This window comes from Streptococcus pasteurianus (assembly GCF_004843545.1).
Lineage (GTDB): Bacteria > Bacillota > Bacilli > Lactobacillales > Streptococcaceae > Streptococcus > Streptococcus pasteurianus.
On sequence record NZ_CP039457.1, the window covers coordinates 1132374 to 1147687 of the forward strand.

The window sequence follows — 15314 nt, forward strand, 5'->3', positions numbered from 1 at the left end:
TTAAAATACCAACATATATTCATATGCTATATCTGGGTCAAGGTTTCATTTTCAACTTTGTAAATAACATCGCTAGCTGCTACTGTACTCAAACGATGAGAAATAAGAAAAACATAGCCTTTACAATGTTCACGAACAACTTGTAAAAATGCTGCCTCGTTAAGTGAATCGAGGTTACTTGTTGGTTCATCAAAAATGTAACAATCAGCATCTTTTAGTAAAGCTCGTGTCAACTCTAAGCGTTGTAATTCACCTGCTGAAAATAGCGTTTGCTCGCTGTTTAAGAGCGTATCTAACCCATTCTCAGTTGACAAAATCTTGTCTTTAATGCGACATTTTGCTGCCGTTTCTAAAATCATGTCATCTGTAATATCTGGATTGCCAAGCGTCAAATTCTCACGAATACTTTGGCTGAATACTTGAGGAATTTGTGGAATATAGGCAATACGATTTTGAATATCACGTGCTGCCAGAGTTGAAAGTGGCTTATGATTCACTAAAATTTGTCCTTTAGTATTATCATACCATCTCATGACAAGCTTCATCAGAGTGGATTTACCAGAACCAGATTGTCCAACTAAACCAATGATTTTATGATTTTCAAAGGCAACTGACAGGTGATTAAAAATGCTTTGATTACGATTCTCATACGCAAATGAAGCATCTTCCAAGACAATACTATCTATTGTTTCATCAAAGGTTTGACCTGATTTATCAAATTCTTTCTCATCTAATAATTCAAAAACTTGACGAGCTGCTGTCATCGCCCGTTTAAAGCCAAGTGGCAGGCGACTCAATTCCAAATATGGCGCAAATGACGTTGAAAAGACAACAATAATTGTTGTTGCAGAAACAAGAGAAATTTCTCCTTGGTTTGCTTGTGAGATAGCCAAAACTGCTACTAGCATGATAGCTAATCCAATTACTAGAAATGATAGACTTGCTTGCAGGTGCTGTGCTTGTGCCACCTCTTTTTCACGCGCATTAACCAATTCGCTTTCTTTATTTAAGTGTTCCAAGTCTGATTTAATTTGCCCAAACTGCAGCAATTCTTTCATGCCATGCAAACTGTCCGAAAAATGAGACATATAAGCTTTGCGTGTTTGTGACTGCTTCTGCAATAATGGTTGTAACTGTCGTGTTTGTGCTCGTGGTAGGAAAATCGCTAAAATCGCATAAACCAATAAACTAATCACAGCAATCACAGGTGAAACTGACCAGTAATAAACCGCTAAAATAATCGTTACTAGACTGGCTGTCATTACTGGTGGAAGGGTGTGAGCAAAGAAAACTTCCATTGCTTCAATGTCTTCACCAATCATTTTTAGCATGTTTCCGCTATCTTGTTGTTCCAATTTTGTTGGTGCTAAACGACGTAGTTTTGCAAAAACCATGCATCTAAAATCGTAAAGTGTTTTAAAGGCGACATAATGCCCAAAAAAGTGCTCAATGTAGCGTAAAATCCCCCGCATGAGCCCCAAGGCAAACAAGATAACCACAAAAGAAAAGTGCGGTGTCTGACCTTCTAAAGCTTGCCAAGCTAGACGAATGACTAAACTTGGAATAAGAATGGTCATCAAAAATCCCAAAACAGCTCCGCCAACTGCTAAAACATATTGTAGCCATAAGCCTTTGACCAAATTTGCAAGACGTTTAACAAGTGTTTTTATTGATAATTCTTTACTAGCCATGTAAAATCGCCTCCAATTCTTCTTGAGTTGACACGAGTTTTTTAAATTCCGCATTAGTTGTTAATAATGCTTCTGGTCGCCCAAATGAAATGGTGCGCTTGCTATCAATAAAAAGAACTTGCTCTGCTTGTAAAACTTGCTTCATTTTATGTGAGATAACCAAAACAATGGCATTCTGAGCAGTTAATTTAATGTAGTCATAAAGCAATTGCTCGTTTTCACTATCAATACTTGATGTCATTTCATCAAAAATATAGATAGGGCGTTTAGCAAGGAGAGCACGGGCACAAATAATTTGTTGGCGTTGACCTGGTGACAAAAGATTTCCATTTTCTCCGACCACGGTTTGCAATCCTTCTGGTAAATCTTGTAAGAAAGTCATGAGGTGACGTTGATTCAACCAAGTCAGCAACTGCGCCTGAGACATATCTATCGCTAGAGCAAGATTCTCATAGATTGTTCCATTAAATAGATATGATTCTGGCGATACATACACCACACTTTCTTTGACAGCATCCAAACTAACATCCGCTAAATCTTGTTGACCAAAGAAAATCTTTCCTTCTGATACCGATAATTGTTTTTGAAGAAGTTTCGCAATAGTCGTTTTCCCACGACCACTTTCACCAGCGACAGCAAAAATTTTCCCTTTAGGAATTGTAAATGACAAGTTCGATAAAATCTTAGTATTGTCATACGAAAAGCTGACATTATCAAAACGAATTTCTTTAATATCAGTTGGTAGCGATGCTTTGTTTTCTTGAGAATCATCTACCGCTGCGCTATCTAAAAAAGTGTAAATGCGGTCAGCCATTTTAGTATTCATCATTACCAAGTGCATACCATAGCCCATTTCACGAATTGGTGCAAAAAATTCGGTTGCAATGAGAACAAAGAAAATCAAACTAAACAATGAAAGATGACCATGTGATAGTGAAACTGCTGCTGCAAATCCTGAAACCCCGACACCAATGTACATGACACCGTCCATATAACCAACAGATTGCAATTGAAATTTCAACAATTCCATGGTTGATTGACGAAATTCTTCCGCTTTTTCAACAAATGTCTTTTCATAGCGTTCGTCAGCATCATAGGTGTAAAGAGTATTCATTCCCTTTAAATCATCCATAAAAAGATTACCAACGTCCATATAAGTCGCCCAATAATGGTTCATAATCTTTTTAGAACGCTTTTGCATCAAAATAATAGACACAGGAATAAACGGTAGGCTGACTAGAAAAATCAAACCACCAATAGGATAGATAAACGCAACTAATAATAGAACCGTTGCACAGTTAAAGTAAGCTCTTAACGAAATTGTTAAGTAGTGGTTGAAATAAGTGTCTAAGGTGTCAATCCCTTGCGATGCCACATTCATGATATCAGCAACAGAAAAGTCCTTGTCGTCAAATTCACCGCCATGATTTTGAAACGCTTCAAAAAAAGCTCCTTTTAAATGATTACGAGCATATTGTGAAGCTGTTCCTTGATAATTTTTAGCTAGCAAGGATACGGCAAAACCGATAGCGCTTAGTATCAATAGCTGGCAAATAAGGGTAATGAGTGAGATTTCCTCACCTTTATATAAGTGCTCTACACTTTTCCCAATCAGGAAAAATGAGAGAATACGCATTAAAAATTGTATCCACGACAAGACTGCCGTGATATAAAGATCGCGTTTATGCGGACCGACTTCTGACTTCAAGCGACGAAGCAACCTCTTCCGCCGTTCGCGCGATATACGCTTTTGTTGATTCTCAGCCATAACAGCTCCTTTCTGATAAACAGAGCCACTCGGACATTAAGAAATTAGGAGGACCATTTATCTGACGTTTGTCGCCCAATCTTAAAAAGTCCTCAGCTCATCATCATATGATTTTTAACCATATGTTCGCCATTATACCATAAAAACGCTTTAGAATTAATAAATTATTCACAAATTTTGCAAAGAAAAAACAGGCAAAAGCCTGTTTAGTACTAATCTACTGATTTCAACGCTTCTAGCATATCAACTGTTTTTAGGATATGGTTAACGAGCCAACCTAATGCTAATAGAATGATAACAATAACAGCAATTGGTATAGCGTAAACATCCCAGCCAACAGTTGTGCCAAACATAATATTATCCGAACCAATCATTCCCATAATCACTTGGTGAAGGTATTTCCCGCCAATTAAGCCGACAATGATACCAATTAAGGATAGGCTGATTGTTTCACGATAAATGTACATTGTCACTTCTTTGTCATAGAAACCAAGAACCTTAATAGTTGAAAGTTCACGAATCCGCTCTGCAACATTGATATTCGTCAAATTATAGAGAATAACCACTGCAAGCAAGATAGAAACCACGATTAAGATTGTCATGGCACCATTTAAAGAAGCAACGACAGATTTAACCGTTTTAACTAGCGATGAATTTTGGCTGACAGCTGAAACACCAGACATGGCAAGTAATTTCGTTGAGAGCTTTTCAATATTACTGCTAGAATCATTTTTCAACGTTACCAAGTAAGCATTATCATCAGGTATTTCTCCGAAAATCTTTTGATAAACTTTATGTGACATAAAGAGATAATGCCCGACATTCATTTCAGCTACTGCAGCGACTTTCACGGTATGCTTTTTACCATCACTGTCTTTCAATATAAAGCTGTCGCCAGCCTCCACATGATAAAGCGAAGCTAATTTTTCTGATATGATAATACCATCATCAGCTAAGGTCAGACTATCGCCACTCGAAGCATCTTTCAAATGAATAAAATCACCAAAATCATCACCGCTGCTGACCATAATTGATACGGTCTGTTTATCGCTTAAACCTGAAATCGTTTCTGATAAAGTCGTAAAATAGATACTTTGGTATTGCGATACTTTATTTGAATCCATGAAATCTTTGACTTCTTGATTTTCACTACTGCTGTTATCATCGTTTTTAACGACAATCATGTCATACGGCATTAAATTAGTGAACTGATTTTCGATAACATTTCCTAAGGATGAGCGAATACCAAGTCCTGCAAAAAGCAGAGCGACTGACCCAGCAACCCCAAAAATCGTCATCAACATTCGTTGCTTGTAACGGAAGATATTGCGCACAGTAACTTTATGCGTGAATGATAAACTACGCCAGATAACTCCAATACGTTCCAAGAAAATTTTAGAACCTTTGACAGGTGGCTTAGGTAGCAACAGCTGTGCTGGTTTTTCACTCAGTTCATTTTTGGCAATGAGAAAGGCAGGTAAAACCGCACTAATCAAGGCTAAGACTAAGGCAATCGCTGTGTAGTTCCAATAGAAATAAAGATGAGTCTCACCAAGTGTTGTATCACTGGTTACAATCTGTGCGATAATACGTGATAACAAATAGTGCCCAGCAACTATTCCAAGAACAGTTCCAATCATGCTGGCAACGAAACCATAAATAACAAATTTCTTAATAACGTCAGAATTCCTGTAACCAAGCGCCTTGAGAATTCCAGAATTGGTACGCTCTTCATCAACAAAACGGGTCATTGTGGTAAATGTCACCAGTGCAGCGACGACATAAAGCACGACAGGAAAGATATTCCCAATGCTGCTAATACTTGACGTACTAGATTCATAAGTCTGATAACCTTCTCCCCCTGGTAATGTCGATCGTGTGTATGACGTATAAGTCGGCTCTGTCATGGCATCAATTTTAGCTTGCGCTTCTTGAATTTCGCTTTCGCTCTCTGTAATTTCAGCTTGTGCTTGGTCAATTGAACTTTGTGCGGCAGCTTGTTGTTCAGCAGACAAACTAGCAAGAGCCGACTCCTGCGCAGCCAATTGCGCTTTAGCGCTATCAACCTTTTCCTGATTAGCATCTACTTCTGCTTGTGCATCTGATTTTAGACTTGCCAAACGTTGCTCAGCATTATCAGAGAGTAAATCATCTAATTCATCTTGCTTATCTGCAACTTTTTGCTTGTAACTTTCTGAAAATGGATTTAACGTTTTTAAATTGTCGTAACGAATGCGAGCAATCGTGTAAGTATCTGTGTCAAAAGCCGATTCTGTAACGACAGCATAATTTGACAAAAAACCGTCACCAGCCGTCGAAGAACCCAAGCTTGTCTTTGACAAAATTTCAGATGAATTCACAAAACCAACGACTTTATAGGTGGTATTTTTTAAAATTCCATCCTCATCTGATTGCATAAAGCTAATCATATTGCCGACTTTATAATCATCTTTCATCGTTGAAGCAAGCGCAATTTCATCAGATGATTTTGGAAACCTTCCTGATACAAGTTCGTAGGTAGAAATGCTTGTGCTTTTTGAAAATACACGAATAGCATCATCGGTATTCTTAACGGTAACATCTGTCAGATAACCATATTCAACATCGGCATTTTTAATACTATCTAGTTCTTCTTTGTCAACATCACTAAAGCCGTAACTTGCAATGACAGACAAGTCCATTGTATTATGTTTTTTCAAATATTGGCTAGCAGTTGCCTGCATGTCAGGTCCAGTTACTTTTAAACCAACGAAGGCAAACGCACCCAACATCATCAAAAGCATAATGGATAAAAAACGTCCCTTTGAACTGCCAAATGATTTTCGGATATCTTTCCAATAAGTCTTTTTCGCCATCTTCTCCACCTCAATATTCTAACGTTTCAATATCTTGTGGGTGTTCATTTAGCTCAATACTGCTCACCTTGGCATCGTGCATATGGATGACACGGTCAGCAATTGGCGCAAGGGCAGAATTGTGTGTCACGATAATAACCGTTGAGCCTTTTTGATGAGACATATCTTGTAAAATCTTCAACACTTGCTTTCCTGTTTGATAATCGAGCGCTCCAGTCGGCTCATCACACAGCAATAATTTAGGATTTTTAGCGACTGCACGCGCAATGGAAACACGTTGTTGTTCACCACCAGACAGCTGCGCAGGAAAATTATTCAGACGTTTTCCTAGTCCGACATCAATCAAGGTTTGCTCAGCATCTCTAGCATCTTCAACGATTTCCGAAGCCAATTCAACATTTTCTTTGGCGGTTAAATTTGGAACTAAATTGTAAAATTGAAAAACAAAACCAACATCATTTCGACGATAGGTTGTCAACTCCTTTTGACTATAATTAGCAATATCAACACCATCAATAATCACTTGTCCCTCGTCGTTATTGTCCATGCCACCCAAGATATTAAGGACAGTTGATTTTCCTGCACCAGACGCCCCTAAAATAATAACTAATTCACCTTTTTCAATCGCAAAATTAATATCATTATTAGCAATAATCTCTGTATCACCAGTTTGATAACGTTTATAAGAATGCTTCATTTCAATGTAAGCCATATAGTCTCCTCTTCAAAGTCTTATTTGAACAACATGTTGATTTATTTCGAGGTTTATTATATAATTTGCACGAAGATTAAACAAGGACAAAAATAGACATTCTGTTCATTTAAGAAATTAATAAAAGGATTTTACTCATTATGAAAAAACGTCATACTGAAACTGAAAATTACCTCAAGCAAGCCCTTGCGAAATTGCTGTTGGAGAAGAATTTTGAAGAGGTCACAGTGTCTGATTTGACACGAACCGCGGGAATAAACCGCGGAACATTTTACCTGCACTATGTTGATAAATACGATATGGCAGACCAATTCAAAAATGATACTCTGGATGATTTATTTCATATTTTAAGTGACGAAAGCATTTATACCGACACACGTGTAGTTCTTTTTAGAACATTAACCTATGTTAAAGAAAATTTTGAATTTATCTATGCCATTTCAAAATCAGCTTATGTTGATTTTCCAAAAACAATCAAGGACTTTGTCTATGAATTTCTTCTGACTGTTCCTGAATTCAAGGAAACAATCACTGCCTACTACGATATTCCCTACCAGTATGCCTTGGAGGTATATTTGTCAAGCATTGAAAGCATCATTTCGCTCTGGGTAGCCAAGGGTGGCGAAGAAAGTACCGAAGAAATCACAGACATTATCCTAAAAGTCGCCGCACTAGAAAAAATGATTTGAAAACATGAAAACTCACTTAGTTATTTAAGTGAGTCAGATTGAAGAAAAAGTCCATTTTGGATATTTTTCTTCAATCTTTTTTCTTTTTCTTAAAAAATAAAAATCCTTATGAACACCATTATATCAGCATTTCTAAGAGTTTATTCAAATCGATAGACACACTCTAAATTTACAATATTTATACTTCTGAGAGGGTTTGTCTACGCTCTGAAACAGTCCACTGGACTGTTTTTTTTATATTTGTCTTAGCTGTTAATGGTTAAATTTAAGAACTATTCATCTTTACTATAATCATAGCTATTTGAATATATTCAACATTTTGTTTCCTTAAAAGATAATCATATTATAATGTTTCAAATCAATTAAGGAGACAAAATCATGAGATTATTTTTAAAAAATAAAATTTACCACCTTTTGACCGTTTCTCGTTTTCTAAATACTATCGGCTCCTCCAGTAACAAAATGTCAATAGTTTTTTAATCACTTTTTTCAAAAATGGGCAAAAAAATAGAACGTATAGATTTCTCTATACGCTCCACTTTCAGATTTCATATTAAATTTTTGCGTCTTGTGAATCATTCACCAGTTCTTCTAGCTCTTTTTCATTTTTTATATCTTCAACAGGTTTCTTTCCAGTAATATCCTTATATGCTTCTTTCGCACCATTCTTCACAGCCCACTTGATGATAAAATATAATGCTATCAAAATAACAATTGCGGTTCCTCCGCTTATGCCTAATTCATTCCACATAATTCAATCCTCCAAATTCAGATTTCTCAGTTTCAAAAATTGGAATTTAACGTTCTCTTTTATGTCTATCAATAAGCAACAAAACAAACATAATAAACCATATCCCCCATGCGATCCAACAGCCTATTCCTTGATATTGGATATCTATGATTATTCCAATAATAAAAGGAACTGACATAAACATCATTCTTTTTCCATATGCCTTACATATATCATTCTCATCGTATTTCTTTCGTTCATCCGCTGATTTCATATTATAACCCGACAAGAATTTAGCAGCTTTTCCTTCTGATTTATAAAACCACATTCCAAACAAAAACATAATCACTACCATCATAAAGTCAAAAACAATATAGAACATATAATACAATTTCTCCTTTCAGCCAATCACTCTTATCTCTTTGAATTTTCTACATTACTCTTCAGCTTTGACCAAACATAGCAAATCAGTATATCCTGACTGCATAAGTAATTGCTTAAAACCAGACATCACTTCTTCTTTTGTATAATTATTATTTTTCAAAAACTCACTATCCTTCTCACTAAGGTATTGGTAGAAAAGAGCTGCTGCCATTACCTCATTTCTGTCTGTATAATCAATGCTGTCTAAAAGTATATTCTCTGCTTCGTTAATTTTCCCAGAATCAATCATATCAAGAAAATCTTTCAAATTTTTCCCTGATACTTCATATTTATTTTCTTTTTCAAGTTCAACAGAAACATACTTTTTCCCAAACATTAAAGAAAATAATACTCTTACCATTTCTTTTATCATTCGCATAATATAGTCTTTTTCGTCTGTGAAATACATTTTTCATCTCCATAACTTCCGATTGAGATTTCACCTGTTTTAAGAGATTTAATAACTGTTATATTTTGTCATTAAATTCTCCGAAAACCCTTGAAAACACTGGATTTGTCGCAGGTGAGCTTTCCCTTATTTTTTCCCTTGTGTTATATCGTCCCATCAGTGTTTATGAACTCTGATAAGGGCAAATACAAGGGCACAAGATGTCCGGCGGACATCTGCTCTGTGCCGACCGAAGCGGCAGCGGAGACCAAAAAAATTATATAAAACAGTATAACATAAAATAAAAGTGACATGGTGGACTGATTGAAATGCTTCTTAATTTTTGCTACTAATGATTGATTAAATGATAAGGAGATGGGATACGATGAGAACAATATTTGCAGAATACAATCCACAACGAAACAGCATTGACATTTATACAAATGTTGGCTATATGCTTCGCATTGACTGCTGGGAAGCCGAAAAGGATTTAAAAACCACACCCGGATCAGACTGTGCATTGACTTCACTTGCAGTCGATGAACCATTTGAATATGCGAGATTATATCTTGAGGGCAATTTACAGATGTGGGTAGATGCAGAAGATTCATTAGAGTTATAAAATGCAAGCAGCCTGTATGCTTCATTACACACAGGCTGCTTAATCAAATTTATTATAATTGATGAAAAATCGGTTGCATTTTGTCAAAAGTACAAAACTTTTTGAAGCCAAGTGCTTTTAATTCCTGTTATGATACTGAGGATATCCCAGCAATACTTGCTATCCCTGATACCTTATTCTTTCTACCAGCGTTTCCTTTTTCAGATTACTGCTTAAAACGCAGGAAAGCACAATCTGCAAAAGGCTGACCAGCAAAATCATAGCAAGAATTGGTGTCATTGGAACATGATAGACATTCATTCCAAATATCCCATTATGCTTTGCATAGGCAAAGAGCACGTAGCCAAGTGGCAGACCAACGACAAGTGCTACACATATGGTGCCAACCGTAAAAATCAGTCCCTGTAACTGCAGGCATAAATTTAATTGTTTATTTGTCATACCCACAGCCTGTAATACACCATATTCCTGCTTTTTTGTCGTAATATTCATGATCATGGTGTTTGCCATATTCATAAAACCGATGAATCCTACAACCGCCATAAACAGATAACAGCCAAGCTTCATCATGCGAGCTGAGAATTCTGCAGATTGTAACTGCGCATGATAAGTATCCATTTTTATATGCGAAGTATTAGAAATCAATGTATTCAGATTTTGCTCCACAGATGCCACATCTTTTTTGTCACAGTCCACCCACAGATAGCCATAGGCTGTTCCTCTCGGATTCATGGAACGGTATACGCCTTCCGGAATGACAAGGTAAGTGTCCGCACTTACAAAGGATCCTGCAATCTTTCCCTGATAGGTATAGGTTCCACTTCCATTCTCAAAGTCAAATGCAATGGATTCACCCGGAGCATATCCATCTTGTTCCATCCACATCGACCAACCAAAGAAAATTTCACCATTCTTTACCGCCTGATCATAGTCCATAGAGCCAATATCCCCGTCCTGGCGCATAAAATCAAAATCCTTTTTACTCACAACAGCAGCCGGAAATCTTGTTCCGTTCAGATTTACAGAGACAATCTCTCTCGTCATGACATCTGTCACTCCCGGAATGCTTTTGATTTCTTCAATCAGCGAATCATTCAATGGATCATCCGTCAGAATCGTATCCAGATTATTCTCCGGATATCTTTCATCATACTCAGCAGAATAGTCAAGCTGCAGTTCAAATTGTCCATGATTAACGGAAAGACGTGCTTCATGCTCCGTGTCAATATTTCCCACATAATTAGAAATAATCACAAACAATGCGCAGGAAAGCCCCAGTGTGAGGATGGTAGCAATGGTTCTTTTTTGGTTACCCATTACATTTGCCATTGCCATAGAAAACACGGTGACATTTTTTCTGCCATTTCGTTTTCCTTTTTTGTGTTTTTCTGCATTTTCTAAATACCGTGTTGCTTCGATAGGTGAAATCCGTGAAACAATTTTCATTGGTTTACGCAGTGCCAAAGCAACGGTAAGAAATGATACGAAAATACATAGAAGCATAACAGGCAGGGAAAACAGTGACACCTGCTGATTTTGGACTCCCATAGAGTCAGTTCCAGTTGATACAAGATTCCCCTGTTCTACCAGCCAGTTAAAACCGCATTTTGCAATCAGAAAGCCCAGAAGCAATCCAACCGGTATTGAAAAAATTGTCAAAAAAATGCCCTCTCTGAAGATCAGTTGTTTCATCTGCTTTTTTGTTGCTCCCAAAGCCTTGATTTTTCCATACTCCTGTATCTTGTTGGCAATACCGACCTGAAAAATATTATAAATGACCACAACAGAGAAAAGTACAATTGCAAGAATCAAACCCCCGCATACCGCAATCGTTTCATAACTCGGCTGCAAGACCCATTGCAAATAGAGATCATTGACTATAACGTTTTTTTCTTCGATCCCACAAGCTGCTGCAATCTGCTTTATAACCGGTTCAATATTATTCATAGATACATTTGCAGAATCATTTAAAGTAAAATAAATATTATACTGTCTGTCATTCTCTGCGACGTGCTCATCATAAAACGCCTGTGACCCGAAAGCAACATAAGATGCCTCGATGGTATACTCATCCCGATCATATAGGATTCCGCTGACAACAAATTCTTCCGGCTTATATTCTGACTGCATCCCTGCGCGGTAATCCAGTGTAACCGTATCTCCAATCTTTACATCACCATACCCCATTGCACGAAAAAATGCTCTTCCTGCGGCAATTTCCTGCATTTTTTCCGGATACTTTCCTTCCTTCAACTCATATTCTTTATTATAAGGAAGCATTTTTCTTGCAGTCTCATCCATGCAGACAAACCCGCCTTTTTCATTGCCTTTTATGATACCTTCGGTACACATAGTGCCTGTAGCATCTATTTCCGCACGGCGGTTTACTTCTTTTAACTGCGATCCGTCTGCGGAAACAAACAGACCATAATTGCTTCCATATGATCCTGCCGCCTGACTTTTCTGTAAATGAATTACCCCATTTCCCACAGTACTGATAATCACAAGCAGCATCGTAGTCAGACATATGGACATCATGATCAGTATACTTCTTGTCTTGTTCTTTTTGTCATTGCTATATGCAATCCTGCTTATTGTCTTCATCTGAAATCCACCACCTGTCCGTCCTCAATCACCAGAATACGGTCAGCGACCTGTGCAATTTCGTCATCATGGGTAATCATTACAATTGTCTGTCCATATTTTTTTGCTGTCATCTTAAGCAGGGCGATTACCTCATCACTGGTCTTGGAATCAAGATTTCCTGTCGGCTCATCCGCAAATATAATCTCCGGACGATTCACCAGTGCTCTTGCAATTGCTACTCTCTGCTGCTGTCCTCCGGATAACTGATTTGGCAGATTATAAATCCGGTTTTCAATCCCCAGAGTTGCAATAATATCATTTACATACGCTTCATCCACTTTTCTTCCATCCAGCCCCAGTGGCAGTACAATATTTTCCCAGACATTAACAGCTGAAACCAGATTAAATGCCTGAAAAACAAATCCGATTTTTCTTCTGCGGAAAACAGCAAGGGCATCTTCCTTCATCCTGTATAAATCTTTCCCCGCTAAAGTAACTCTGCCTTTTGTCGGGGTATCAAGCCCTCCAAGCATATGAAGTAATGTACTTTTACCGGAACCTGACTTTCCAACAATTGCGACAAATTCTCCCTGCTCAATCTGAATGTCCACCTGATTTACCGCTTTGACCTGATTCTCACCTGCACCATAAAACTTACAAAGCTGCCTGGTTTCTAATATCACACTCATGTGTTGCCTCCTTTTCAATTCTGTAAAGCGTACCTTTTCAGCGCACTTTCTTTGCCTGTTTATATATTTGGTCATTTTTTAACCTACGTCCAAATTGTATCAGGACAATCTTTCATTTCACTTTCAAAAAACGAGCAGAAATCTTACAGAATTGTAAGATTTCTGCTCACTTAAAATTTAACCAACATTAGTCAATCAAAACTACAAGTTGGATTGTCGTCATATTTTAGAACCTGAAAGTAAACAAAATATTTCTATAATACGTCAATAAGTAATGCTAAATAGCCCACAATATTAATTAAAGAATGAAGCATTATTGATGCAAATACATTTCTATGTCTAACATAAAACAGTGTTAAGATAACCGATGGCACAATATAATAAAAAAACTCAGGTATCGAAACTATATGAATACAATCGAAAAGAACAATCGAAATAACTGTTGTAACGAATAATACATATTTAGATTTTGTTTTTCCTATTATTCCATATCGGAAGGTCATTTCTTCAATTACAGGAGCCAAAACGCACCCTTGTATTACACTTAATATAACAGGAACAGAGGCCATTTGATTTTTTACATTTTCATTATTAGCAGGCAATATCTCTACCCACACATTTTGAGCTATCCAAAGCATAACCAATGTTAAAACCAATTCTATTATCAAAGTTATAATTAAACCTATATAATACTTTTTATCTGTTAATTTAGTATTGCGGATAAAATCCCACTCTTCTTTCAATTCTCTGTGAAACAACGCGATTACAATTAAAAAAAGTATTACATATACCATAAAGGAAGCCCATTCATCTGATATGATAGGTGCAATTAATTCCCATAACCCGAAATTAATTAAGTAAAAAAATAAAATAACTGCAATTCGTTTCCATATTTTATTTATACTTTTCATAAAAGCGTTTCTCCATAAAATTCTAAGTAAACAAAATCGCTGTGCGATAGCCTGCCAACGCCACAACACAGTTTTTGTTCTTTTATTAAAAAGGCAGTTGATTACTTTCTCAAAAGTATTTATTATTAAGCTAACACACAAAACAAAATACCAAGAAAGTTTCACTGCATATAAAAACGATATCATTATACCATTACAAATCCTACCTTCCTATACATACGGACAGCATAATTCATCTTTTGAACAGCTAATGATGCTTGTTTATATCCTTCTAGTTTTAATTTCATTAGCATCTGTTTCATTAATTCTGTTCCGATACCATAGTTTCTATACCCTTTAAGAAGTGAAATTGCAAAAGACGGTGTTCCATTATCTATATGACCGTAATCATTCATAATCCGAACCCATACAGCACCAACAATCTCATCCGCAACTTGAGCAACCAAACATAAGTCTCCCTTGTTCCCACCAAAGTCCTCTATATATACCTGCAAATCTGGTTTGTTAATGATATCTTTGGACGGTGCTGGAACACCTTCAGGAATAAAAATTGCCTCGTATAAAAAAGTATCTAATATCTTATTTTCATCTCGTTTTAATTCTCTTATTGAATAATTCATATAAACCTACGATTTATTTTTATTCATAAATCAGTTGTCATTCCACACATAATGATTCCTCCGTTAAATATCGAATTGTGCAAAAGCCCAAGGACCTTTAATGTCCCTTATGCTTTTCTCTTTTCTTTTGCTGTTTCAACTCAAACATTTGCTGTTCTTCAGCCTCTTTTTTCTTGCGGCTTCTCTCTTTACGCTCCTGATTGTTCTGTTCCTGTTGTAATTTTAATGCCTGCTGCGATTTTGTGCCGATGCCTGTTTCCATCGTCTGCTTTTTTGCTTCTCGTTGCATACGCTTTGGATTTCTTTTTATATCCTTTACAACAGTTTCAACAGCCGGACTGAATTTCAAACTAAAATAGTATTTTGGAATATATTCCTGCACTTCGTAATCCTTTGGTTCTGCACCAAATGTTACCTTTGCCACAGATAGTTTACCATCTTCAATACGTTCAAATACACCTACCCAAAATGGTTCTTCAAAATATACCGTCAGTTTTCCACTTGCTTTGTCCATAAGAATCCCTCCTAAAATGAATTGAACAAAGAATGGACAACCCGGAGGGGCAAGTTACTTACCCTATTTGCATAGGACGGCTGGGCTACCTACCAGCTCTAGTACATTTTTAATGT

Annotated in this window: 14 protein-coding genes; 2 read left to right on the forward strand and 12 right to left on the reverse strand. The window is 36.8% G+C overall.

What is annotated here, in order from left to right; genetic code table 11:
- Positions 1 to 26: 26 nt before the first annotated feature.
- The 4 genes from E8M05_RS06015 to E8M05_RS06030 form a co-directional block, all read right to left on the reverse strand.
- Complete coding sequence (locus E8M05_RS06015) at positions 27 to 1691, reverse strand: ABC transporter ATP-binding protein (protein ID WP_048791026.1); 1665 nt, start codon at positions 1689 to 1691, stop codon at positions 27 to 29.
- Complete coding sequence (locus E8M05_RS06020; RefSeq protein WP_048791025.1) at positions 1684 to 3459, reverse strand: ABC transporter ATP-binding protein/permease; 1776 nt, start codon at positions 3457 to 3459, stop codon at positions 1684 to 1686. Before E8M05_RS06020 ends, E8M05_RS06015 begins: the two co-directional genes overlap by 8 nt.
- A gap of 212 nt (positions 3460 to 3671) precedes the next feature.
- Positions 3672 to 6314: an FtsX-like permease family protein gene (locus E8M05_RS06025; RefSeq protein ID WP_048791024.1), complete on the reverse strand. Its 2643-nt coding sequence runs from the start codon at positions 6312 to 6314 to the stop codon at positions 3672 to 3674.
- 10 nt (positions 6315 to 6324) lie between these two features.
- Positions 6325 to 7026: an ABC transporter ATP-binding protein gene (locus E8M05_RS06030; RefSeq protein ID WP_048791023.1), complete on the reverse strand. Its 702-nt coding sequence runs from the start codon at positions 7024 to 7026 to the stop codon at positions 6325 to 6327.
- A 140-nt stretch (positions 7027 to 7166) separates the two neighbouring features.
- Here E8M05_RS06030 and E8M05_RS06035 point away from each other — a divergent pair, with 140 nt between their 5' ends.
- On the forward strand, positions 7167 to 7715 hold the full coding sequence (locus tag E8M05_RS06035) for a TetR/AcrR family transcriptional regulator (RefSeq protein ID WP_048791022.1): 549 nt from the start codon (positions 7167 to 7169) through the stop codon (positions 7713 to 7715).
- Between the two features lie 553 nt (positions 7716 to 8268).
- Here the strand turns inward: E8M05_RS06035 and E8M05_RS06040 are convergent.
- The 3 genes from E8M05_RS06040 to E8M05_RS06050 are packed head-to-tail and all read right to left on the reverse strand — an operon-like array spanning position 8269 to position 9277.
- Positions 8269 to 8466 (reverse strand): DUF6019 family protein, encoded by a 198-nt coding sequence (locus E8M05_RS06040; protein ID WP_048791021.1) that lies wholly within the window; start codon positions 8464 to 8466, stop codon positions 8269 to 8271.
- A gap of 46 nt (positions 8467 to 8512) precedes the next feature.
- A complete protein-coding gene (locus E8M05_RS06045; RefSeq protein ID WP_048791020.1) occupies positions 8513 to 8827 on the reverse strand; it encodes a DUF3784 domain-containing protein in 315 nt (104 codons plus the stop codon).
- Positions 8828 to 8881: 54 nt separating this feature from the next.
- Positions 8882 to 9277 (reverse strand): DUF6483 family protein, encoded by a 396-nt coding sequence (locus E8M05_RS06050; RefSeq protein ID WP_005337294.1) that lies wholly within the window; start codon positions 9275 to 9277, stop codon positions 8882 to 8884.
- Positions 9278 to 9641: 364 nt separating this feature from the next.
- On the opposite strand from E8M05_RS06050, the gene E8M05_RS06055 reads away from it, so the two are divergent.
- Positions 9642 to 9878, forward strand: a complete 237-nt coding sequence (locus E8M05_RS06055; protein WP_136596426.1) for a DUF6061 family protein — start codon at positions 9642 to 9644, stop codon at positions 9876 to 9878.
- Between the two features lie 159 nt (positions 9879 to 10037).
- On the opposite strand, the gene E8M05_RS06060 is transcribed toward E8M05_RS06055, so the two are convergent.
- The 5 genes from E8M05_RS06060 to E8M05_RS06080 form a co-directional block, all read right to left on the reverse strand.
- Positions 10038 to 12482 (reverse strand): ABC transporter permease, encoded by a 2445-nt coding sequence (locus tag E8M05_RS06060; protein ID WP_048791017.1) that lies wholly within the window; start codon positions 12480 to 12482, stop codon positions 10038 to 10040.
- Positions 12479 to 13153 carry an ABC transporter ATP-binding protein gene (locus E8M05_RS06065; RefSeq protein WP_048791016.1) on the reverse strand — a complete coding sequence of 225 codons (675 nt, stop codon included), beginning with the start codon at positions 13151 to 13153 and terminating at the stop codon, positions 12479 to 12481. The genes E8M05_RS06060 and E8M05_RS06065 overlap by 4 nt, the downstream gene beginning before the upstream one ends.
- 254 nt (positions 13154 to 13407) lie before the next feature.
- Positions 13408 to 14133, reverse strand: a complete 726-nt coding sequence (locus E8M05_RS06070) for a CPBP family intramembrane glutamic endopeptidase (protein ID WP_162261894.1) — start codon at positions 14131 to 14133, stop codon at positions 13408 to 13410.
- Between the two features lie 116 nt (positions 14134 to 14249).
- Positions 14250 to 14684 (reverse strand): GNAT family N-acetyltransferase, encoded by a 435-nt coding sequence (locus E8M05_RS06075; RefSeq protein ID WP_048791014.1) that lies wholly within the window; start codon positions 14682 to 14684, stop codon positions 14250 to 14252.
- Positions 14685 to 14781: 97 nt separating this feature from the next.
- On the reverse strand, positions 14782 to 15198 hold the full coding sequence (locus tag E8M05_RS06080) for a YjdF family protein (protein WP_048791013.1): 417 nt from the start codon (positions 15196 to 15198) through the stop codon (positions 14782 to 14784).
- Between the last annotated feature and the right edge of the window lie 116 nt (positions 15199 to 15314).